Raw genomic sequence first — 16314 nt, 5'->3', positions numbered from 1 at the left:
GACCACGTGACCGAGCCGCTGACGCAGGAGCGTCTGGAGCGCCGGATGGCTGAGCTGGTCCGCCGCCGCAACGAGGACATGGCGCTGCGGGACGAGCTGCTCCACGCCCGCCGACCGGTCCCGTTCGAACTGGGCGAGTCCCTCGTTCCCGCCGTGCAGTGGCTGATGCAGAGGTCGGCGGAGGTCGACCGGCTGCAGTCCGTCCTCGCGGAGCGGGACGAGCAGATCGCCTATCTGATCGCGGCCGAGCCGACCCTCGACGACGACCAGCCGGCGGCCCCGCGGTGACCGCCCCGATACGCCGCGGGGAAGGCAGCCGCCCGGCCAACGCCACCCCGCCCGCACGACCGATCCGCGTCTGGCCGCTCTGGCTGGCGCCGCTCTCCGGCCGCAAGGCCGCCTGAAAGCCCGCCGGGGCCAGCGCCTCCACTGGACCGCCGCCCCGGCGCACCAACCACCGCTGCAGGGCCCCGCACCGCCGGGGCCCCAGCCCGCCACACCCTGAAAGGCCTGACATGGCCAGCATCCAGTGCATCAACGACAGCTGCCAGGACGAGAACGGTCCCTTCGTCCCCACCTCGGACGGCCCGCTCTGCGAGAACTGCCACGAAGCCCAGGACGGCGAGCAGTGACCGCGACCACCGAAGTCCAACCCGGTCTGTACGACATCTCCGCCGAGCTGTACCACTCGGACCCGATTCCCGGCGGCAGCCTCTCGGCCTCGGGCGCCAAAGTTCTCGCCGACTGCCCGGCCCGCTTCAAGTACTTCCTCGAGCACCCGCAGCCCCACAAGCCCGAGTTCGAGTTTGGGACCGCAGCCCACACCGTGGTCCTCGGCGACGGCCCGGAACTCGTGGTGGTCGACGAGGAGAAGTGGGTCACCAGCGAGACGAAGGCCCAGGTCGCGGCGATACGGGAGGCCGGCGGGATCCCTCTGAAGCGGAGTGACTACCAGCGGATCTGCGACATGGCTGAGGCTCTCGCCGCCCACGCGGAGGCCGCGGAGATCCTCACCCCGGGCTCCGGCGCCGCCGAGCAGTCGATCTTCTGGACCGACGGTCGGATCTGGTGGCGCAGCCGCTTCGACTGGCTCCGCCCCGACTTGATTGCCGACTACAAGACCACCCGGTCCGTGCACCCGGACTACCTGGGGAAGGCCGTCCACGAGCTCGGCTACCACATCCAGGAGCACATCTACCGGCGTGGAGCCGTCGAGCTCGGCCTCCTCCCCGAGGGTGCTTCGTTCAAGTTCATCTACCAGGAGAAGCAGCCGCCGTACCTGGTGACCGTCGCCGAGCTCGACCCCGTCGCCCGGTACGTGGGCCAGCGCCTCACCCAGGACGCTGCCGCCAGCTACCTGTACGGCCGCGAGACCGGCCACTGGCCCGCCTACGTCGAGACCTCCACCGTCCTCTCGCTGCCGCCGTACATCGAGCGCCAGTACACCTAGGAGCACTCGTGTCTCAGCTTCCTCCGCCCGTGCGCACCCCGCGACCCGCAGGCCCCGACGGCGCCTCCGCGCAGAACCCGTTCCGCCCCGCCAGCAAGGCCGGCCGCAAGGCCCGACTGTCCATCCAGGGCATGTCCGGATCCGGCAAGACCTGGACCGGCCTCAGCATCGCCCACGGCCTCTCCGAGGGCCGCAAGTTCGCTGTCATCGACACGGAGGGCGGAGCCGCCAGCCTGTACGCCGGCATCGGCGGCATCCAGTTCGACTCGGTCTCCATGGACCGCTACGACCCCCGCGACCTCGTCCGCATCCTCGACTCCGCCGCCCAGGCCGGCTACCCCACCGTTTTCGTCGACAGCCTCTCCCATTTCTGGAAGGGCACCGACGGCACCCTCGCCCAGGTCGAGAAGGCCAGCAGCCGGTACGGCGGCAACAAGTTCGCCGGCTGGAAGGACGGCACCCCCATCCAGAACGACATGATCGCCGCGATCCTCGCCTACCCCGGCCACATCGTCGCCTCGATGCGCTCCTACACCGAATGGGTCCTCGACGGCGGCAAGCCGCAGAGGGTCGGCATGCGCCCCGAGCAGCGCAAGGGCATCGAGTACGAGTTCGACGTTGCGGTCGCCATGGACATCGACAACCAGCTCGAAGTCCTCAAGTCCCGCTGCCCCGACCTCAACCGCGCGGTCATCAAGCGGCCCAACGGAGCTCGAGACATCGCCGGCCCGCTCCTCGCCTGGCTCAAGGCCAACCCGGAGCCGGCCCAGCAGTAGCAGCACTCGGGGGGCGCCGCGGCCCGAACCTGCGGCGCCCCAACCCCAGTGAACCGCACGTGAGAGGACCACCGCCATGCCCCGTCGCCTCACCGTCGCCGAACGCCACGCCGCCGCCAACCGCGACCTCCTCCTCGAGGAGATAGCCGTCCAGTCCTCGTGGGACCAGTTCCTCGTCGAGCAGGCCATCTTCGCCGCGCTCCGCGCCTACGGGACCGCCTCCGCCAACGACTTCCGCGACCTGCTTCCCGAGATGGGCCACGGATTCATCGGAGCCGCGATCAACGCGATGAGCGGGGGCGGGCTGATCAAGCACACCGGACAGGTCGTTCCGTCCACCCTCGAGTCCACCCACGGCCACCGCATCGCCGTCTGGGAGTTCACCGACAAGGGGGCGGCCCTGGCCTGGAAGAGCGCGGCCGCACGACGGGCAGCGGCGTGATGACCGCCTCCGAGACCGTCTTCGCCTGCCTCGCCGTCGCGGTCGGCCTCCTTGTCGTCGCCACCCACGGCTGGGACGCCTGGCACCGGCCCCGCACCCGGCGCCGCTTCCAGCGCACCGCCCGGCAGGCAGCCCGCACCCGGGCCGACGTCCTCCGGGACCTCGCCGCCGCCAAGACCGAACGCGCCCGGATCCAGGCCGCAGCCGACCTCGCCGACTGCATCGCCATCTGGGACGCCACCCCGCACGACATCCCCCACCAGCGCAGCAAGGAGGACCCGCAATGACCAGCAAGCCGCTCCCGCCGCACGGCAGCGAAGCCCGGTACGCCGGCGCCATCGGCCGCCCCGCATGCCACTGCCCGACCTGCGTGAAGGGCTGGACCAAGGCGGGCCAAAGGCGCCTCCTGGCCCGAATCGAAGGGCGTCCGGCCACCATCCCCAGCGACAAGGTGACAAGCCACATCCTCAAATTGCAGGCGAGCGGCATGTCGATCAGGCAAATCGCCGCGGCCGCCGACAGCGACCCCACTACCGTTCGCTACCACGCCGAGCGCCGCTTGCCCCGAATCCGCCGGGCAACCGCAGCGAAGATCCTCGCAGTCCAGCCCGATCGGTTCGCAGGCGACAGCTGGGTCCCCGCCTTCGCCAGTCAGCGCCGCTGCCGCGCTCTCTACGCAGCCGGCCACGGCTCCCACTGCATCGCTGCCGCAGACCCGGGGCTCCGCCCTCGGACCGTTGAACACCTCGTCAGCGGCTCCCGCCAGTTCATCACTGCCGCGAATGACCGTGCAGTCACGAGGGCCTACCAGCTGCTCAGTACGCGCACCGGCCAGTCGCAGCGTGCGATCAACCGCGCTCGCACAGAGGGGTGGCTCGGCCCCGCCTGGTGGGACGACGACGAATTCGGCAACCCGACCTATGAGCCCGAAGTCAGCGACGTACCCCGCTACGTCGCCCACGTCGAGAACTGCCTCGAGCTCGAGCAGCAGGGCTACAGCCGCGAGCAGATCGCCGAACGCCTCGGTATCACCCGCGACACCCTGCAGCGCGCCCTCTACTGCTACCGGCAGCGGAAGACCGCGGCATGAGCCCCCGCCGCTGGGAAGACCGGGCCGCCTGCCGCGAGATCGGCACGGAGGTCTTCCACCCGACCGGCCGCGGCGCCGACTTCGAGGCGGACATTGCCGCCGCGAAAGCGGTCTGCCACGGCCTGTGCCCCGTCCGCCGGCAGTGCCTGGCTCTCGCCCTCGAGCTCGAGGGCACGGCCGACCGGTACAGCCGCGACGGCATCTGGGGCGGACTCACCGGCCCCGAACGCGCCGCACTCCGCCCCGCCGCCTAGCCACCCGCACCAGCCAGCCAGCCAGCCAGAGAGAAGACCATCGTGGCCCGCATCCGATCCATCAAGCCGGAGTTCTTCACCTCCTTGACGATCGCCGAGCTGCCGCTGTCCGCGCGCCTCACGTTCATCGGCTTGTGGACCTACGTCGACGACAACGGCGTCGGGCCGGCAGACGCTCGCCTCATCCGGGCCGCGATCTGGCCCCTCGAAGAGACTCCGGACATCCTCCAGAGGACTCGCGAGGATCTCCAGAGGCTTCACGCGGCCCGCCTCATCGCCCTCTACGAGGACTCCGGAAGGCCTCTCGTGGCCGTCGCGAACTGGTCCGAGCACCAGAAGGTCAGTCACCCCCGCAAGAACCGCTTCCCGCGCCCCGAAGAAGTCCGTGACCTGCAGAAAGGCTCAACTCCGGAGGGACTCCAGAGTCCTCCGGAGGATTACCAGAGCCCTCCGGAGACCTTCCGCCCTGAGCAGGGATCAGGGAGCAGGGATCAGGGAGCAGGGAAAGGAACCCCCTCACCGCCTCCGGCGGCGAGCGCATCCGACCCCGGCCTCGCCTTCGACGCCTTCTGGTCCGCCTACCCGCGCAAGGCCGGCAAGAGCGAAGCCGCCAAGGCCTACAACAAGGCGATCAAGGCCGGTGCCCACCCCGACCGGATCCTCGCTGCCCTCAAAGCGCACGCCGACTACTACCGGGCCGCGCAAACCGAGCAGCAGTTCATCCCTCACGCGTCGACCTGGCTGAACCAGGCCCGCTACGAGGAAGACCCCCCGCCCCCGCCGCGGGCCCACTCCGGCGGCACACCGACCACACCCCGATTCATGAACGACGAGGAGAAGCAGCGTGGACTCCAGTTCTGACCTTCCGGACCCGCAGGAATCCGTCCGCCGCGAACGCCGCGAGGACACCGTCGCCGCCTTCCTCAAGCAGACGCCGGCCATCTACCAGCACGACATCGACGCCCACCCCCGGGCAGTCGCCTGGGCCGACCAGGGCCCCGACGCCCCCCGCAGCCTGTTCCTCACCGGCGCCATCGGCGTTGGCAAGACCCATCACGCCTGGCAGATGATGCGCCGCTGGATCGACGTCCGCATGACCCGTACCGGCCGGACGCCGTCGATCGAGACGTGGCGATCCACCAGCCTCTTCGACGCCCTGCGTTCGGACGGCCGCGACTACGACCCTCGCGCACTCACCGCCCAGCTACAGCGGGCCGACCTGCTCTACATCGACGACCTGGCTGCGGCCCGCGTCTCCCCGACGGGTTGGACCCAGGAACGGCTGTACGAAATCTTCGACGAGCGGTACATCAACCGCCGCCCCGTCCTGATCACCTGCGACGTGCTCCCCAGCCAGACCGAGCACATCGTCGGCGAACGCGTCCAGTCCCGCCTCCGCGAGATGTTCCGCGACGGCGTCCTCCTCCTCGAGGGCAAGGACCGACGCGCGGGGGGCACCCAGTGACCGCCGACCTGTGGGACGAACCGATCGAGCAGGGTGCCGGCGGGCCGGAACGGCCGCGGGACCTGGACGCCGAACACATCGTCGTAGCGAACGTCATGCGGCAGCCCGAACTCATCGACGACCTGGCCGCAGACTTCGACCCCGCCGACATCACCGACGACCGCCTGCGCTGGGTCTGGCACGCCGTCGACGAGATCCGGCAGACCCTTACCGGCAGCGAGATCCGCTACGAGGCCGTCAACACCCAGCTGCAGAACTGGCGGGCATCCGGCTACCTGCCGATCGTTCCCCTCACCCGCGATCAGCTCGTCGACCTATACGGCCGCGCACAGCCCGGCTCAACCGCCTGGTACGCCGCCAGCATCACCAAGAAGGCCGCGGCCGCCCGACTCGTCGCGCACGGCTACGACGCCATCAGTCGCGGCCGGTCCGCAGCCTTCGACCCCGACGCCGATGTTGCCGCATCCCAGAACCAGCTCGACGGCGTCCTCGGCGCGGTCGACCAGGCCAACATGGCCCTCGCAGGCGACCTGCTCGCCGGAAGCCTCGAGCGGTCCGTCACCAAACCCACCACCGAAAGCCGCATCCCGACCGGATTCATCGACCTCGACCTGCTGCTGGCCGGTGGCTGGGCGCCTGGACAGATGATCGTCGTCGGCGCCCGACCTGCCATGGGCAAGACGACGTTCGCCCTCAACCTGGCCCGGGCCGCCGCGGTCAAGAACGGCATCCCGACGCTCTTCCAGTCGCTCGAGATGAGCAAGGAAGACCTCATCGACTCGATGATGTGCGCCGAGGCCCAGGTCGCCCTTCACCACTTCAAGCAAGCCACGATCGACCCGGCCGGACTCGCCCGCCTCCCCAAGGCCGCCGCCCTCATCCAGCCCGCACCTCTGCGCATCAACGAGACCGGGCACCTGTCCATCCCGCTGCTCCGCGGCCAGGTCCGTCACCTCGTCCGCACCGCCGGTCTCCGGCTCGTGATCATCGACTACCTGCAGCTGATGTACGCACCTAAGGCCGAGAACCGGCAGCAGGCCGTCGCCGACATGTCCCGCCAGCTCAAGCTCATGGCCAAAGAGTTCGGCATCACGATCATCGTCCTCGCCCAGCTCAACCGCGGACCCGAACAGCGCACCGAGAAGCGGCCCATGGTCTCCGACCTGCGCGAGTCCGGCGCCATCGAGCAGGACGCCGACATCGTGATCCTGCTCCACCGCGAGGACGCCTACGACCGCGAATCGCCGCGCGCCGGTGAGGCCGATCTGATCGTCGGGAAGCACCGCGGCGGTCACCCCGGAGACATCACCGTCGCGTTCCAGGGCCACTACGCCCGCTTCGTGGACATGGCCCAGGAGGCGTCGTGACCGAGCTGACGCCCGAGGACATCGTGGCCGCTCGGGAAGAGGGCGACCTCGTTGCCACCCTCCTTGCCGCAGCCCGCATCCACCCCAAAGCACCCCGCCAACGGACCGCGGAACCCGCGCCGGACAACGTCCACATCGCCCACCCCGGCGCCTGGCCGACCGGCGCCAGTCGCCCCGCCCCGGTCCCGCCGACGTCCGGACCGCAGATCGAAGCGGCCCTCACCGACTACCGCCGGTGGATCGTCGCTGACCGGCCCAACGCCCCCACCCGATGCCCCTGCCAGGGCTGCACACCCGGAGGGATCACGTGAAGGACAACTGCCCGAACTGCCTCGAGCGGGACATAGAGCCGGCCGTCACCCGGCGCCGCGGTCAGACCACCCGCGACGGCTACCAGTGCCCCCGCTGTCAGCAGCAGTGGATCACCGAGCGGATCGACTCCGCCTATCCCGACACCCGAAAGGCCGCCGCATGACCACCAAGCTGATCCGCGACCGGATCCCCGAGATCGCCGCAGCCCGCGGCCAGCAGCTCGACATCCGCGTCGCCGGTAGCGCCGAAGCCGCCGAGCTCCTCGTCGACAAGCTCGAGGAAGAAGCCCTCGAAGTGGCCGCTGCCGACGACCGCGACAACCTCCTCGACGAACTCGCCGACGTCCTCGAGGTGCTGCACGCCCTCACCCGGATCTGCGGCTGGAGCATCGACGACCTCGAGCAGGCCCGACGCCGCAAGCACACCGAGCGCGGCGGATTCGACCGGCGGCTCGTGCTCACCGCTGAGGAGTCCGAGTGACCGTCAACCTCAGCCTCTGCTCGGGTGCCGGCACGCTCGACTTGGCCGTCGAGCACATCACCGGCGGCAAGACCCTCGTCTACGCCGAGAGCGACCCCCACGCCTCCCGCGTCATGGCCACCCGCTTCCCCTGGGCCACCAACATCGGCGACATCACCACCGCCGACTGGACGGGCATCGCCCAGCAGCACCCCGTCGACACCATCACCGCCGGCTTCCCCTGCAAGGACATCTCGAACGCCGGCCCCCGCGTCGGTATCCGCGGCCGCCGATCCGGCATCTGGAGGAACGTTGCTGAAGCTGTTCGCATCATTCGACCGCGCATCGTCTTCCTGGAAAACGTGGAAGCGATCCGCTCGCGGGGGCTTCACGTCGTCGTCGAGGACCTGGCCGCGATCGGGTATGGCCTCTGGTGGACAGGCCTACCGGCTAGTGCCGTCGGCGCGGCAAGCATCCGCTGGCGGTGGTTCGGCATCGCCCGCCCCGACGGAACCGACCCCGACGTAGCCGGCTGGCGACAGCACTGGACGACCCTGCCGGCCGCGCGCGTCTTCAACGACGAACTCGCCACCCTCCCACTCGTCGCATCCCGGGACTGGAAGTCGGCCGCCTCGAACAAGCTCGACGACAACTCGCGGCCGCTCAACGAGTACGTGGCTAACCGCCTGGCCGCGCCCGGCGTCAGCTGGGTCACCGACCACGGCGTCGACCACACCCCGGCCATCCGCCGCTGGGAAACCGTCCTGGGTCGGCCCGCTCCCACCCCGTGGGTTCGGGGACCGCGCGGCGGCCGGCAGCTGTCGCCCCGGTTCGCCGAGTGGATGCAGGGCAACGACGACGGCTGGATCACCGACGTCGACATCCCCTGGACCAAGCAGATCGAGATCGCCGGCAATCAAGCCATAACGCGGCAGGCCATCGAGGGGTACCGGCGGCTCCTGTGCGCCGACCTCGACGCAATGGCCGCCGCCTGACAGCAGTACGCCACCCCCGAGCGGAAGTCGGGGGTGGCGCCCGGACAGCCTCTCACGAACGGAGAACCCGATGGCCACCTCGGCCCAGTACATCCGCCGCTACTACGGTGTCGCCGTCCGCCGCGGCATGCAGATCCTCGTCGAAGGCAAACCCGCCGTGATCGTCGGCTACCGCGGCCAGTACCTCCGCGTCCGCACCGCCGAGTACAAGCACCCGATCACCGTCCACGCCACCTACCACGTCGTGTACCCGGAGGTCCCCGCCCCGGCCGTACCCCGCGGCTGGTGCGTGTGGTGCACCGAAGACCACGCCCTCAACGCCGACGGCACCGTCCGCGCCCACCAGTTCCCGCACGGCGTGCACGATGAGGCCGTCCCCTGCCAGGGGGCCGGCAAGCCGCCCACCCACCGCGTCAGCCACCGCACGCACAACCCCTGCGGCATGGACGGGTGCAGGCACTGCGCGGCGGTTCAGAGCGGCAGCGAGTCGTGACCGCGCCCGCCCGTCCGCTGCCCTCAGACGCTGGCCGCGTGCTGGACCTGCTGACCCTGCTGGCCGAGGGCCGCACGCTCCAACAGATCGCCCACGACTGGGACCTCGAGCCGGGCACGGTCCGGATCTACGCCGCCCGCCTCCGGCGCTACCTCGGCGCTGACACCAACCCGCAAGCCGTGTACCTCGCCTGTCGGGCCGGGATCCTCGACGGCCGGCCCCAACGCCACGGCGACCACGCTGGCTACGAGGCCCACCGCAAGCGGGGCGAGACCCCCTGCGACGACTGCCGGGCCGGCGAGAAGGCCCACCGCGCCCGGTACGCCACACCGCGGAAGCGCCAGACGGCCCCTGAGAGGCCGTAAGGCGGCGCAAGGCCCGCGAACACCAACCCCGGACCTCCGGAGCCGCATGCGGGCGCACAGCGGCCCGCACGGGGCCAACACGGCCCACACCGCCGACCCCGACTGACAGAAGGACCCGTGGCCACCTACACCAGCCGAACCGTCGTCAGCACCCGCCACGAATGGATCGTCCCCGCCGCCCAGCCCGGGGGTGCCGCCTGGGAGGAGATCGAAAAGGCCGTGCTCGCCGCATGGACCGCCTACCGCGAGGAGTACGGCATCTCCAGCGCAGCCATCCCCGGCGACTTCGCCCGCTTCACCGTCACCGATGACGCGATCTTCATCAGCTTCACCACCGAACAGCCCGCCTGACCGCGCCCACGGTCGCCCCGCACCCACCGCGGGACGACCACCAACCACCCGAAGGAGAACCCGTGCCCGAGCTCACCGAACCGCAGCGCGCCGCCCGCAGGAAGCGGGCCCGAGACGTCATCGAGACCGCCCTGGCCGACACCCTGACCTGCTGGGACGGTGCCACCCCACCCACCCCCGCCGACCTCGCCGACGCCGCCCTCGACGGCATGGGCGACCTCGCCGCCGAGATCCTCACCGACGGCACGATGATGCGCTCCCTCGAGATCCGCGACGGCGTCGCCACCCTGTCCCTCGAGCCGGCCACCGAGATCCTCAAGGTGTTCGTCGCCAGCATGCGCGGCGTCCTCGACGGCTACGGCGCCGAGAACTACGTCGAGACCGAGATGACCGCGCCCAGCATCTCCCTGGACCTGCGGGACGGGGCCAACCCGGTCGATGCCTACACCGTCACCATCCAGCGCCGGACCCGGCCGACACCGCATGAGTTCCGGCGCCGTGCCGAGCAGCAGCTCGCCGACGTGCTCCGCATCGTCGCCAGCTGGTACGAGGACGTCAACGACGGCCACGGCCTCGACGCGAGCGACCTCGTCAACGAACTGGACCGCGCCGGCTACCCGCTGCCCGACGACAAGGCCGACCAGTGACCGCCGTCCCGTACCGGATCCTCGTCACCGGCAGCCGCACCTGGGACGACACCGACACCATTTGCGATGCCCTCGATACCGCCGTCAGCGAGGTACCACCGCACACCCGCGACCTGTGGCTCGTCGTCGGCGACTGCCCCACCGGCGCCGACCGCATCGCCTACCAGTGGGCCACGACCGCCATGGTCCCGATCGACGCCCACATCGCAGACTGGACCACCCACGGCAAGGCGGCTGGCCCGATCCGCAACGCGGCCATGGTCCGATCTGGCGCCGACGTCGTACTGGCCTTCATCAAGGACGGCAGCCGCGGGGCCAGCCACACCGTCGCCCTCGCCCGACGCGCCGGCATCCCCGTCCGGCTGTGGACCCGGCCATGACCACCCAGCTGGCCCTGTGGGGGCCGGAGCCGTGCCACGACAGCACGGCCCCGGCCCCCACCAGCCGACGGTCCCCCAGGACAACCGGCGCCGACCGCCTCCGGGAGCTCCGCGAACGCCGCATCGAACCGGAGGCCGGCCGGGCCGCCGGCAGCTGGCGGCGATGGACACCCGGCGGCGACGACATCCGCATCACCACCCTCACCCCACCTGCGAGGTACCTCTAATGACAGCCCGAGTCACTCTGACCTGCCGCTGCGGCCACTCTGTCGGCCACAACTGCCCCGTCGACTGGAGTGAGCACAAGCACCCCCAGGCGCTCGCTTCCGGCGGACTCGCCCCCAGCGCCGAGGAGTACGAGCAGATGCGGCAGCGGGCCGAGAGGGCCGAGCTCCGGGCCGCCGTCCTCGTCGAACGCATCGACGACGCGCGCGCCTGGGCCCGCACCAACCTCGAGCCCGAGCGGCAGCACCAGCTGCTCGCCATCCTCGGCGGACGGGAGGCCCGACCGTGACCAAGCACCTCATCGCCCGCACGACCGCAGTAGCCGTATCCGCCATCGCCGCCGCAGGCATATCGGCCGGCGCCTACTACGACGAAGCCGGCGGCTGGCCTGCTGTAGCCGCCCTCTGGATGGGCCTGGCCATCCTCGTCGCCATCTCCGTCGCCCTCGCCTGGGCTTTCTCCAACTGGAACGCCCACTAGCCCACCCCGCGCCGCCGCAAGGAGCACCACGTGAACACGCACTGCACCGCCTGCCCGCGCGAACTCACCCACGACGAGACCGGCCGCACCATCTGCCGGACCTGCGAGGACCGCACCAGCCGGCAGCTCGCCGCCATAGCCGGTCCGGACGGCCTGTACGCCGCCCTCGAGCACCACCTGATCCCCGCCCGACGGCCCGCCGTCGGCACCATCGGCCGCAGCGCCGCCGGATCCAGCGCACCCTGCAGCCTCGACACCCTCGACCTCATGGCCCAGGCCGGGCCTGTGCTCGGAACGCTCGAAGCCTGGGTGCAGGACTGGGAGGGGTACGGGCGGGCCGAAGTGCGGGCCGGCGGGACACTCCAGCAGCGTGTCGATGCCGCGGTCGGCACGCTCAGGTTCAACCTCGGGTGGGCCTGCTCCGAGCACCCGGCAGCCGACGAGTTCGTTCGGGAGCTCGGCGACGTCTGGCGGCGGCTTACCCGGCTCACCACCGGCGAGCGGGCACCCCGCCGGATACCCGTCCTGTGCAGCACCCCCGACTGCGGCGGCGTGCTCACCCCCACCATCGAAACCGCCGGCGAGACCTGCCCCGACTGCCAGCACGAGTACGGGCGGACCGAGGTGCTCCGGCTCCAGCCCGGGGCCAGGACCGCGGCATGACCGACTCAGCCGCCAGCAGCATCCCGGTGCTCACCGCATCCGACGGACAGCCCTACATCGGATGCGATGCCGCCGTCGCACTCCTCCGCGCCATCGCCGACGCCTGCCGGGAGAACGCCGACGACCCCGAGATGGGGCTGCGCGAGATTGCCGCGGCCATCGACATGGAGGCCGACGCACTCGACGTTCGCGCCATCGCACACACGGCATGACAAAGGCCCCGCTCGGCTGAGCGGGGCCTCATTGCGTCCTCTCAGGCGTCTGCCAGGGCCTCGTCGAGGTACACCTGTACCGGCTCGAACAGGCCGTAGGGCACGTACTCCGGCAGGTCGCGGTGCCGGACCCAGGCCACCTCGGCAATCTCCTCCTCGTCGCCAACGATGGCGTAGCCGCTCAGGACGTCGCACGCCGTGTATGACATCAGCCGGCCAGTCTTCGGGTGAACCCGCTCACCCAACAGCTTCACCGCCTCGACCGTCAGGCCAGTCTCCTCGAGCGCCTCCCGGACGGCGGCCTGCTCTGCGGTCTCGCCGTCTTCGATGGCGCCAGCAGGGAACTGCCACATCAGCTCCCCCTCGGCGACGCGGCGGCGCACCATGAGGACGAGCCCGCCGTCGGCGATGATCGCGGCGGAGATGCCGGGCTGCTCAGTCGTGTCGGTCATGCGGCTACTCCTAGCGCGTCGAGGACCGGCCGGTAGATCCGGTCGGCAGGGATGAAGCGAGTCAGGGCGGCGATCGGAACGAACGTTGCCTCGGCGTTCTCGGCTGGGTCGAGGTTGGCCGGCTCGCCCATCAGGTGCTCACACAGGACGTAGTGGGCCTGAACGCCGGTCGAGGGGTGAACACGGGAGCCGAGGGGCTCCCGCACTGTGCAGTGCACACCGGTCTCCGCCCGCGTCTCCGCTACCGCCACCGCGGCCGTGTCCGCCCCCGGCTTGACCACGCCGGCGGGGAACTGCCAGTGGAGGTCACCACCGTCGCGGCGCTGCACGAGCAACACCTCGGCGCCGCGGAGCACCACAGCGATCGCCACACGCAGCGCCGCGGCCTGCGGCTCCCGCGGTGGATTGAGCAGGAGCTTGAACCGTTCGCGTACAGGGATGTCGGCCTCCGCGTAGGCAGTGTCGAGGATCCGCTGCATCTGCGAGCTCGGTTCGTCGTCGGGCGTGGCGTGCCACTTGGCGACGGTGCGAGGAGCGATCTTCAGATGGGCAGCGAAGGATTCGTTCGTCATGCGCAGGGCCCGCTGAAACGCTCCGGCGGAACGGCCGGTCCACACGACGACGACGTCCACTATCGGGTCCTCACGGTCCAGGCGGCGGCGTATTGCACGGGGCGTGCAGGCAACATGCGCTGACCGCGCAGACCGCCTTGAAAGATGAACGACTCGTGCATCGGCAGGACATGGCTCGCTAAGACAGGCGCGCCTTGACTTGAGGGCATGGCGAAACGACCTCCCGGCTACGAGTCGGTGGCTTCCAGCTCGGGCTCGGGTGCCGCGGCCCGCTCGGCGTCGACGCGGTCTGCGATCCTCCGAGCCCACTCCCGGCTGTATGGGGAGTGCTCCTCAATGGATGTGAGCGGTACACCGGCAGCCCGAGCATCCGCGATCAGCTCGTCCAGCTTTCTGCGGGTCGCCTCATGGGCGGCCGTGGCGCGGTCGAGCTTGCGCAGCCACGGCTGCCTGTCGCGTTCGTCGAGTCTCGTGGGCGTACCTGTCATGCCTCGAATCGTCTCACGTGGCCCTGCCAAGTGAATAGGCACCGCCCCGCAGATTCGTAGTGCCAAGTTTGTTGCACACCGGCCCGGCATGTGTCTTACTGGAACTGCCAAGAAAGTTGGCAGCAGAAAACCGAGTACTCCCACTTCAAGGGGACAGTTGTGTCTACACCCACGAACGAACTCGGAACCGCCCAGCCCGCCCCGCCCCGTCTGCGTATCGCCGCGGGGTACAAGCGCCCGCTCGTGATGCAGGCGGTGGCCACCTTCGAGGCCGGCGCCCGTCGGGTCGCCGAGTTCCGCGGCCTCGCGGCCAGCGACATGCGCGACTCGCAGCTCGAGGCCTGCAGCCGGGCCCGGATCGACATGGCCGACGCCCGCACCACGCTCGGCCGCGAGGGCCTGCTGCACCTCGTCGACCGGACGGTTCCCGTTTCGACGATCTCCCGGGAGGCGCTGCGCCTGCGCACGCTGATGCGGTCCGCCGACTACAACCCGGACCAGGCGCACCACGTGGCTGCGCTCGAGACGGTCGCGGGGATCACCCCCGGCCTGCTGGCGGACGTCATCACCGGGCGGGCTCTGATCGAGCGGCTCCCGCTGCAGCGCCTGGCCTCCGTGCTCGGCGTCAAGGCGGTGGCGTGATGAGCGACCAGCAGCAGCACAGCATCGTCGACCAGCCCGCGACCCCGCAGCAGTGCGCCGCCGACTACCGGCCGCCCGCCCAGGCCGCCCAGGCCGCCGGCGACGCCCGCAATCAGCTCGGCCAGCTCGGCACCGGCCAGCAGCACACCCACCGCAGCTGAACCCCACCCCATACGCCTGACCAGCGAAGGAGCACCCATGTTCGGCAGGAAGAGCAGGACCGCAGCCTCTGCGACCCCGTCCCACCCGGACGACAACCTCCGCCTCAAGTCCACCGGCGAGCGCGTGACCATCCTCGGCCGCACGCCCGACGGGGCATTCAAGGTCGCCCTCGTAGACAAGCCGTATCCCTGCGAGGACATCGTCAGCGCCGACGACATCCGCCCCGCCTGAACCGACACTTCAACACCTTCACCCCACCTGACCAGCGAAGGAGCACCGACATGTCCGTCTTCAACCGCACCCGCCGCCCCGCGCCGCCGTCGATCTGGCCGCTGGACTTCGACGAGATGGCCCAGGGGCTCCGCGCCCTCGCCGACGGCCTGGACGCCGGCGACGACGAGGCCATCGCCCTCGTCGACAACGCCGACCTGCACCCCGCGACCATCGCCGCCTACCTCAACCGCCGCTCCGCCTGACCACCGGAAGGACCACCCGCCATGAACGCGACCATCACCAGCCTCGCGGCCCGCCGCCGCACCCAGACCATCGAGGACGCGATCACCTCGCTCCACGCGTCGGTCATCTCCGACTATCTGACCGCCTACCTCGCTGGCTCGGCGAGCAGCATGACCGAGATCCGCGACGAGGCGGCCCACATCGACAACCAGTACCCCGGCTTCCCGTCCCTCGTCAGCCAGCTCGACGCCCTCCACTCGGCCGCCTGATGGGCAGCGTGTGGCGGGACGCCCGCAGCATCGCCGACCTCGGACACGCCATGGCGTTATGGATGGAGGGCCGCGGCCCCGACTGGCCCGGCTATCACGGCCCGTTCGGCCAGGAGGAGGAGAACGGGGCCCGCCACCTCATCCCCACCCTGGCCGCCGCCAACAGGGCCGGGTTCGTCACCACCGGCAGCCAGCCGGCCTCTGACGGCTACTGGGGCGGGGCGCGCTGGCGGCAGCGGGCCCACGTCGACGGAGTCGTACATGACCGCAGCCCGCTCCTCGGCCGACTGACTGCCCTCGAACGGCAGGGCTTCCAGGTCTACCGCGGCTGGCCCAAGGAGGGTGTGGTCATCACCGACCGGGACGGCGAGCCTCAGACCGGATTCGGAGGCTTCCGCCTTGGTCGCGACCATGCCGCCCGCGAGTGGCACGGCATTGGCCGGCACGCCCTTCGCGAGCTCAAGGACCACGGGGTCCGGCTCAACATCGTCGACATGACCTGGGGCCGTGACGACCGGCTCTGGCCCGCCCTCGCCAACGCCATCCGCTGACCGGTTGCCCGATCCGCCCGACCCGTGCGGGCGGTGAGGGGAGCCGGAGCAGTTCCGGCCCAGGGGGGAAGCCACATGTTCGGCAAGAAGACCGCAGCCAAGCTGGACACCGCCGCACGCGCCCTGCACCAGGCGGGCAAGAAGGTTGCCGGAGAGAAGGGCGGCCGAGCCGGGGACGCCATCGCCACCGCCGTACTCGGACCGCTCCGCGACCGATGCGCCTGCTGCGACAAGGACGTCTGCTCGCACGCCTGACAGCTGTCCGATCCGCAGGTCTCGTACCTGCGGTGAGGGGA

The 16314-nt window shown here is 70.6% G+C and carries 34 protein-coding genes; 31 read left to right on the top strand and 3 right to left on the bottom strand.

The features are described from left to right. Positions 1 to 6 precede the first annotated feature (6 nt). The 24 genes from AB0953_RS16755 (at position 7) to AB0953_RS16640 (ending at position 12426) form a co-directional block, all read left to right on the top strand. The gene (locus AB0953_RS16755; RefSeq protein WP_366860199.1) at positions 7 to 288 is read left to right on the top strand and encodes a hypothetical protein; all 282 of its coding nucleotides are present in this window, start codon (positions 7 to 9) and stop codon (positions 286 to 288) included. Between the two features lie 340 nt (positions 289 to 628). Further along, positions 629 to 1450 (top strand): PD-(D/E)XK nuclease-like domain-containing protein, encoded by an 822-nt coding sequence (locus AB0953_RS16750; RefSeq protein WP_366860198.1) that lies wholly within the window; start codon positions 629 to 631, stop codon positions 1448 to 1450. A gap of 8 nt (positions 1451 to 1458) precedes the next feature. Next, positions 1459 to 2226: an ATP-binding protein gene (locus AB0953_RS16745; protein ID WP_366860197.1), complete on the top strand. Its 768-nt coding sequence runs from the start codon at positions 1459 to 1461 to the stop codon at positions 2224 to 2226. Between the two features lie 76 nt (positions 2227 to 2302). Then, positions 2303 to 2668, top strand: a complete 366-nt coding sequence (locus tag AB0953_RS16740; protein ID WP_366860196.1) for a hypothetical protein — start codon at positions 2303 to 2305, stop codon at positions 2666 to 2668. Beyond that, positions 2668 to 2955, top strand: a complete 288-nt coding sequence (locus tag AB0953_RS16735) for a hypothetical protein (protein WP_366860195.1) — start codon at positions 2668 to 2670, stop codon at positions 2953 to 2955. The genes AB0953_RS16740 and AB0953_RS16735 overlap by 1 nt, the downstream gene beginning before the upstream one ends. Continuing rightward, positions 2952 to 3758, top strand: coding sequence for a helix-turn-helix domain-containing protein (locus AB0953_RS16730; RefSeq protein WP_366860194.1), 807 nt, complete (start codon positions 2952 to 2954; stop codon positions 3756 to 3758). The genes AB0953_RS16735 and AB0953_RS16730 overlap by 4 nt, the downstream gene beginning before the upstream one ends. Beyond that, positions 3755 to 4012, top strand: a complete 258-nt coding sequence (locus AB0953_RS16725) for a WhiB family transcriptional regulator (protein WP_366860193.1) — start codon at positions 3755 to 3757, stop codon at positions 4010 to 4012. The genes AB0953_RS16730 and AB0953_RS16725 overlap by 4 nt, the downstream gene beginning before the upstream one ends. Before the next feature lie 42 nt (positions 4013 to 4054). Next, a complete protein-coding gene (locus tag AB0953_RS16720) occupies positions 4055 to 4873 on the top strand; it encodes a hypothetical protein (protein WP_366860192.1) in 819 nt (272 codons plus the stop codon). Further along, positions 4857 to 5477 carry a DnaA/Hda family protein gene (locus AB0953_RS16715; RefSeq protein WP_366860191.1) on the top strand — a complete coding sequence of 207 codons (621 nt, stop codon included), beginning with the start codon at positions 4857 to 4859 and terminating at the stop codon, positions 5475 to 5477. The genes AB0953_RS16720 and AB0953_RS16715 overlap by 17 nt, the downstream gene beginning before the upstream one ends. Further along, positions 5474 to 6844 (top strand): DnaB-like helicase C-terminal domain-containing protein, encoded by a 1371-nt coding sequence (locus AB0953_RS16710; protein WP_366860190.1) that lies wholly within the window; start codon positions 5474 to 5476, stop codon positions 6842 to 6844. The genes AB0953_RS16715 and AB0953_RS16710 overlap by 4 nt, the downstream gene beginning before the upstream one ends. After that, positions 6841 to 7155 (top strand): hypothetical protein, encoded by a 315-nt coding sequence (locus AB0953_RS16705; RefSeq protein WP_366860189.1) that lies wholly within the window; start codon positions 6841 to 6843, stop codon positions 7153 to 7155. Before AB0953_RS16710 ends, AB0953_RS16705 begins: the two co-directional genes overlap by 4 nt. After that, positions 7152 to 7319 carry a hypothetical protein gene (locus AB0953_RS16700; protein ID WP_366860188.1) on the top strand — a complete coding sequence of 56 codons (168 nt, stop codon included), beginning with the start codon at positions 7152 to 7154 and terminating at the stop codon, positions 7317 to 7319. Before AB0953_RS16705 ends, AB0953_RS16700 begins: the two co-directional genes overlap by 4 nt. After that, entirely contained in the window at positions 7316 to 7636 is a 321-nt protein-coding gene (locus AB0953_RS16695) for a nucleoside triphosphate pyrophosphohydrolase (protein ID WP_366860187.1), read from the top strand. The genes AB0953_RS16700 and AB0953_RS16695 overlap by 4 nt, the downstream gene beginning before the upstream one ends. Continuing rightward, a complete protein-coding gene (locus AB0953_RS16690; RefSeq protein WP_366860186.1) occupies positions 7633 to 8610 on the top strand; it encodes a DNA cytosine methyltransferase in 978 nt (325 codons plus the stop codon). The genes AB0953_RS16695 and AB0953_RS16690 overlap by 4 nt, the downstream gene beginning before the upstream one ends. A gap of 70 nt (positions 8611 to 8680) precedes the next feature. Continuing rightward, positions 8681 to 9103: a hypothetical protein gene (locus tag AB0953_RS16685; RefSeq protein ID WP_366860185.1), complete on the top strand. Its 423-nt coding sequence runs from the start codon at positions 8681 to 8683 to the stop codon at positions 9101 to 9103. Between the two features lie 38 nt (positions 9104 to 9141). Continuing rightward, the gene (locus AB0953_RS16680) at positions 9142 to 9468 is read left to right on the top strand and encodes a LuxR C-terminal-related transcriptional regulator (RefSeq protein ID WP_366860184.1); all 327 of its coding nucleotides are present in this window, start codon (positions 9142 to 9144) and stop codon (positions 9466 to 9468) included. Between the two features lie 117 nt (positions 9469 to 9585). Next, on the top strand, positions 9586 to 9819 hold the full coding sequence (locus AB0953_RS16675; RefSeq protein WP_366860183.1) for a hypothetical protein: 234 nt from the start codon (positions 9586 to 9588) through the stop codon (positions 9817 to 9819). A gap of 62 nt (positions 9820 to 9881) precedes the next feature. Next, the gene (locus tag AB0953_RS16670; RefSeq protein WP_366860182.1) at positions 9882 to 10466 is read left to right on the top strand and encodes a hypothetical protein; all 585 of its coding nucleotides are present in this window, start codon (positions 9882 to 9884) and stop codon (positions 10464 to 10466) included. Further along, complete coding sequence (locus AB0953_RS16665) at positions 10463 to 10846, top strand: SLOG family protein (protein WP_366860181.1); 384 nt, start codon at positions 10463 to 10465, stop codon at positions 10844 to 10846. The genes AB0953_RS16670 and AB0953_RS16665 overlap by 4 nt, the downstream gene beginning before the upstream one ends. Then, the gene (locus tag AB0953_RS16660; RefSeq protein WP_366860180.1) at positions 10843 to 11073 is read left to right on the top strand and encodes a hypothetical protein; all 231 of its coding nucleotides are present in this window, start codon (positions 10843 to 10845) and stop codon (positions 11071 to 11073) included. The genes AB0953_RS16665 and AB0953_RS16660 overlap by 4 nt, the downstream gene beginning before the upstream one ends. Continuing rightward, positions 11073 to 11360, top strand: a complete 288-nt coding sequence (locus AB0953_RS16655) for a hypothetical protein (RefSeq protein WP_366860179.1) — start codon at positions 11073 to 11075, stop codon at positions 11358 to 11360. The genes AB0953_RS16660 and AB0953_RS16655 overlap by 1 nt, the downstream gene beginning before the upstream one ends. Next, positions 11357 to 11551, top strand: a complete 195-nt coding sequence (locus tag AB0953_RS16650; protein ID WP_366860178.1) for a hypothetical protein — start codon at positions 11357 to 11359, stop codon at positions 11549 to 11551. The genes AB0953_RS16655 and AB0953_RS16650 overlap by 4 nt, the downstream gene beginning before the upstream one ends. A 30-nt stretch (positions 11552 to 11581) precedes the next feature. Continuing rightward, a complete protein-coding gene (locus tag AB0953_RS16645; protein ID WP_366860177.1) occupies positions 11582 to 12214 on the top strand; it encodes a hypothetical protein in 633 nt (210 codons plus the stop codon). Beyond that, positions 12211 to 12426 (top strand): hypothetical protein, encoded by a 216-nt coding sequence (locus tag AB0953_RS16640; protein ID WP_366860176.1) that lies wholly within the window; start codon positions 12211 to 12213, stop codon positions 12424 to 12426. The genes AB0953_RS16645 and AB0953_RS16640 overlap by 4 nt, the downstream gene beginning before the upstream one ends. A gap of 41 nt (positions 12427 to 12467) precedes the next feature. On the opposite strand, the gene AB0953_RS16635 is transcribed toward AB0953_RS16640, so the two are convergent. The 3 genes from AB0953_RS16635 to AB0953_RS16625 all read right to left on the bottom strand — a co-directional run bounded on the left by AB0953_RS16635 (position 12468) and on the right by AB0953_RS16625 (position 13938). Then, a complete protein-coding gene (locus AB0953_RS16635) occupies positions 12468 to 12878 on the bottom strand; it encodes an NUDIX hydrolase (RefSeq protein WP_366860175.1) in 411 nt (136 codons plus the stop codon). Then, positions 12875 to 13510 carry an NUDIX hydrolase gene (locus AB0953_RS16630; RefSeq protein WP_366860174.1) on the bottom strand — a complete coding sequence of 212 codons (636 nt, stop codon included), beginning with the start codon at positions 13508 to 13510 and terminating at the stop codon, positions 12875 to 12877. Before AB0953_RS16630 ends, AB0953_RS16635 begins: the two co-directional genes overlap by 4 nt. Positions 13511 to 13677: 167 nt before the next feature. Beyond that, the gene (locus AB0953_RS16625; protein WP_366860173.1) at positions 13678 to 13938 is read right to left on the bottom strand and encodes a hypothetical protein; all 261 of its coding nucleotides are present in this window, start codon (positions 13936 to 13938) and stop codon (positions 13678 to 13680) included. Between the two features lie 159 nt (positions 13939 to 14097). Between AB0953_RS16625 and AB0953_RS16620 the strand changes: the two genes are divergently transcribed. The 7 genes from AB0953_RS16620 to AB0953_RS16590 all read left to right on the top strand — a co-directional run bounded on the left by AB0953_RS16620 (position 14098) and on the right by AB0953_RS16590 (position 16273). Continuing rightward, a complete protein-coding gene (locus AB0953_RS16620; protein ID WP_366860172.1) occupies positions 14098 to 14580 on the top strand; it encodes a hypothetical protein in 483 nt (160 codons plus the stop codon). Beyond that, complete coding sequence (locus tag AB0953_RS16615; protein ID WP_366860171.1) at positions 14580 to 14741, top strand: hypothetical protein; 162 nt, start codon at positions 14580 to 14582, stop codon at positions 14739 to 14741. The genes AB0953_RS16620 and AB0953_RS16615 overlap by 1 nt, the downstream gene beginning before the upstream one ends. A 37-nt stretch (positions 14742 to 14778) precedes the next feature. Beyond that, the gene (locus AB0953_RS16610) at positions 14779 to 14973 is read left to right on the top strand and encodes a hypothetical protein (protein WP_366860170.1); all 195 of its coding nucleotides are present in this window, start codon (positions 14779 to 14781) and stop codon (positions 14971 to 14973) included. Between the two features lie 50 nt (positions 14974 to 15023). Next, positions 15024 to 15218, top strand: coding sequence for a hypothetical protein (locus AB0953_RS16605; RefSeq protein WP_366860169.1), 195 nt, complete (start codon positions 15024 to 15026; stop codon positions 15216 to 15218). Positions 15219 to 15239: 21 nt separating this feature from the next. After that, positions 15240 to 15467, top strand: a complete 228-nt coding sequence (locus tag AB0953_RS16600; protein ID WP_366860168.1) for a hypothetical protein — start codon at positions 15240 to 15242, stop codon at positions 15465 to 15467. After that, positions 15467 to 16018 carry a hypothetical protein gene (locus AB0953_RS16595; RefSeq protein ID WP_366860167.1) on the top strand — a complete coding sequence of 184 codons (552 nt, stop codon included), beginning with the start codon at positions 15467 to 15469 and terminating at the stop codon, positions 16016 to 16018. The genes AB0953_RS16600 and AB0953_RS16595 overlap by 1 nt, the downstream gene beginning before the upstream one ends. A gap of 75 nt (positions 16019 to 16093) precedes the next feature. Continuing rightward, positions 16094 to 16273 carry a hypothetical protein gene (locus AB0953_RS16590; RefSeq protein WP_366860166.1) on the top strand — a complete coding sequence of 60 codons (180 nt, stop codon included), beginning with the start codon at positions 16094 to 16096 and terminating at the stop codon, positions 16271 to 16273. Positions 16274 to 16314: the final 41 nt, after the last annotated feature.

This window comes from Streptomyces sp. NPDC046866 (assembly GCF_040704625.1).
GTDB lineage: Bacteria > Actinomycetota > Actinomycetes > Streptomycetales > Streptomycetaceae > Streptomyces.
This window is presented reverse-complemented; position numbering and strand designations above follow the sequence as displayed.

Excerpts from the sequence above, each read along its gene's own strand:
- AB0953_RS16735 (WP_366860195.1), top strand. The coding sequence starts at position 2,668 with ATGACCGCCTCCGAGACCGTCTTCGCCTGCCTCGCCGTCGCGGTCGGC.
- AB0953_RS16725 (WP_366860193.1), top strand. The coding sequence starts at position 3,755 with ATGAGCCCCCGCCGCTGGGAAGACCGGGCCGCCTGCCGCGAGATCGGC.
- AB0953_RS16615 (WP_366860171.1), top strand. The coding sequence starts at position 14,580 with ATGAGCGACCAGCAGCAGCACAGCATCGTCGACCAGCCCGCGACCCCG.
- AB0953_RS16635 (WP_366860175.1), bottom strand. The coding sequence starts at position 12,878 with ATGACCGACACGACTGAGCAGCCCGGCATCTCCGCCGCGATCATCGCC.
- AB0953_RS16590 (WP_366860166.1), top strand. The coding sequence starts at position 16,094 with ATGTTCGGCAAGAAGACCGCAGCCAAGCTGGACACCGCCGCACGCGCC.
- AB0953_RS16610 (WP_366860170.1), top strand. The coding sequence starts at position 14,779 with ATGTTCGGCAGGAAGAGCAGGACCGCAGCCTCTGCGACCCCGTCCCAC.
- AB0953_RS16605 (WP_366860169.1), top strand. The coding sequence starts at position 15,024 with ATGTCCGTCTTCAACCGCACCCGCCGCCCCGCGCCGCCGTCGATCTGG.
- AB0953_RS16595 (WP_366860167.1), top strand. The coding sequence starts at position 15,467 with ATGGGCAGCGTGTGGCGGGACGCCCGCAGCATCGCCGACCTCGGACAC.
- AB0953_RS16640 (WP_366860176.1), top strand. The coding sequence starts at position 12,211 with ATGACCGACTCAGCCGCCAGCAGCATCCCGGTGCTCACCGCATCCGAC.
- AB0953_RS16730 (WP_366860194.1), top strand. The coding sequence starts at position 2,952 with ATGACCAGCAAGCCGCTCCCGCCGCACGGCAGCGAAGCCCGGTACGCC.
- AB0953_RS16695 (WP_366860187.1), top strand. The coding sequence starts at position 7,316 with ATGACCACCAAGCTGATCCGCGACCGGATCCCCGAGATCGCCGCAGCC.
- AB0953_RS16740 (WP_366860196.1), top strand. The coding sequence starts at position 2,303 with ATGCCCCGTCGCCTCACCGTCGCCGAACGCCACGCCGCCGCCAACCGC.
- AB0953_RS16600 (WP_366860168.1), top strand. The coding sequence starts at position 15,240 with ATGAACGCGACCATCACCAGCCTCGCGGCCCGCCGCCGCACCCAGACC.
- AB0953_RS16655 (WP_366860179.1), top strand. The coding sequence starts at position 11,073 with ATGACAGCCCGAGTCACTCTGACCTGCCGCTGCGGCCACTCTGTCGGC.
- AB0953_RS16685 (WP_366860185.1), top strand. The coding sequence starts at position 8,681 with ATGGCCACCTCGGCCCAGTACATCCGCCGCTACTACGGTGTCGCCGTC.
- AB0953_RS16625 (WP_366860173.1), bottom strand. The coding sequence starts at position 13,938 with ATGACAGGTACGCCCACGAGACTCGACGAACGCGACAGGCAGCCGTGG.
- AB0953_RS16660 (WP_366860180.1), top strand. The coding sequence starts at position 10,843 with ATGACCACCCAGCTGGCCCTGTGGGGGCCGGAGCCGTGCCACGACAGC.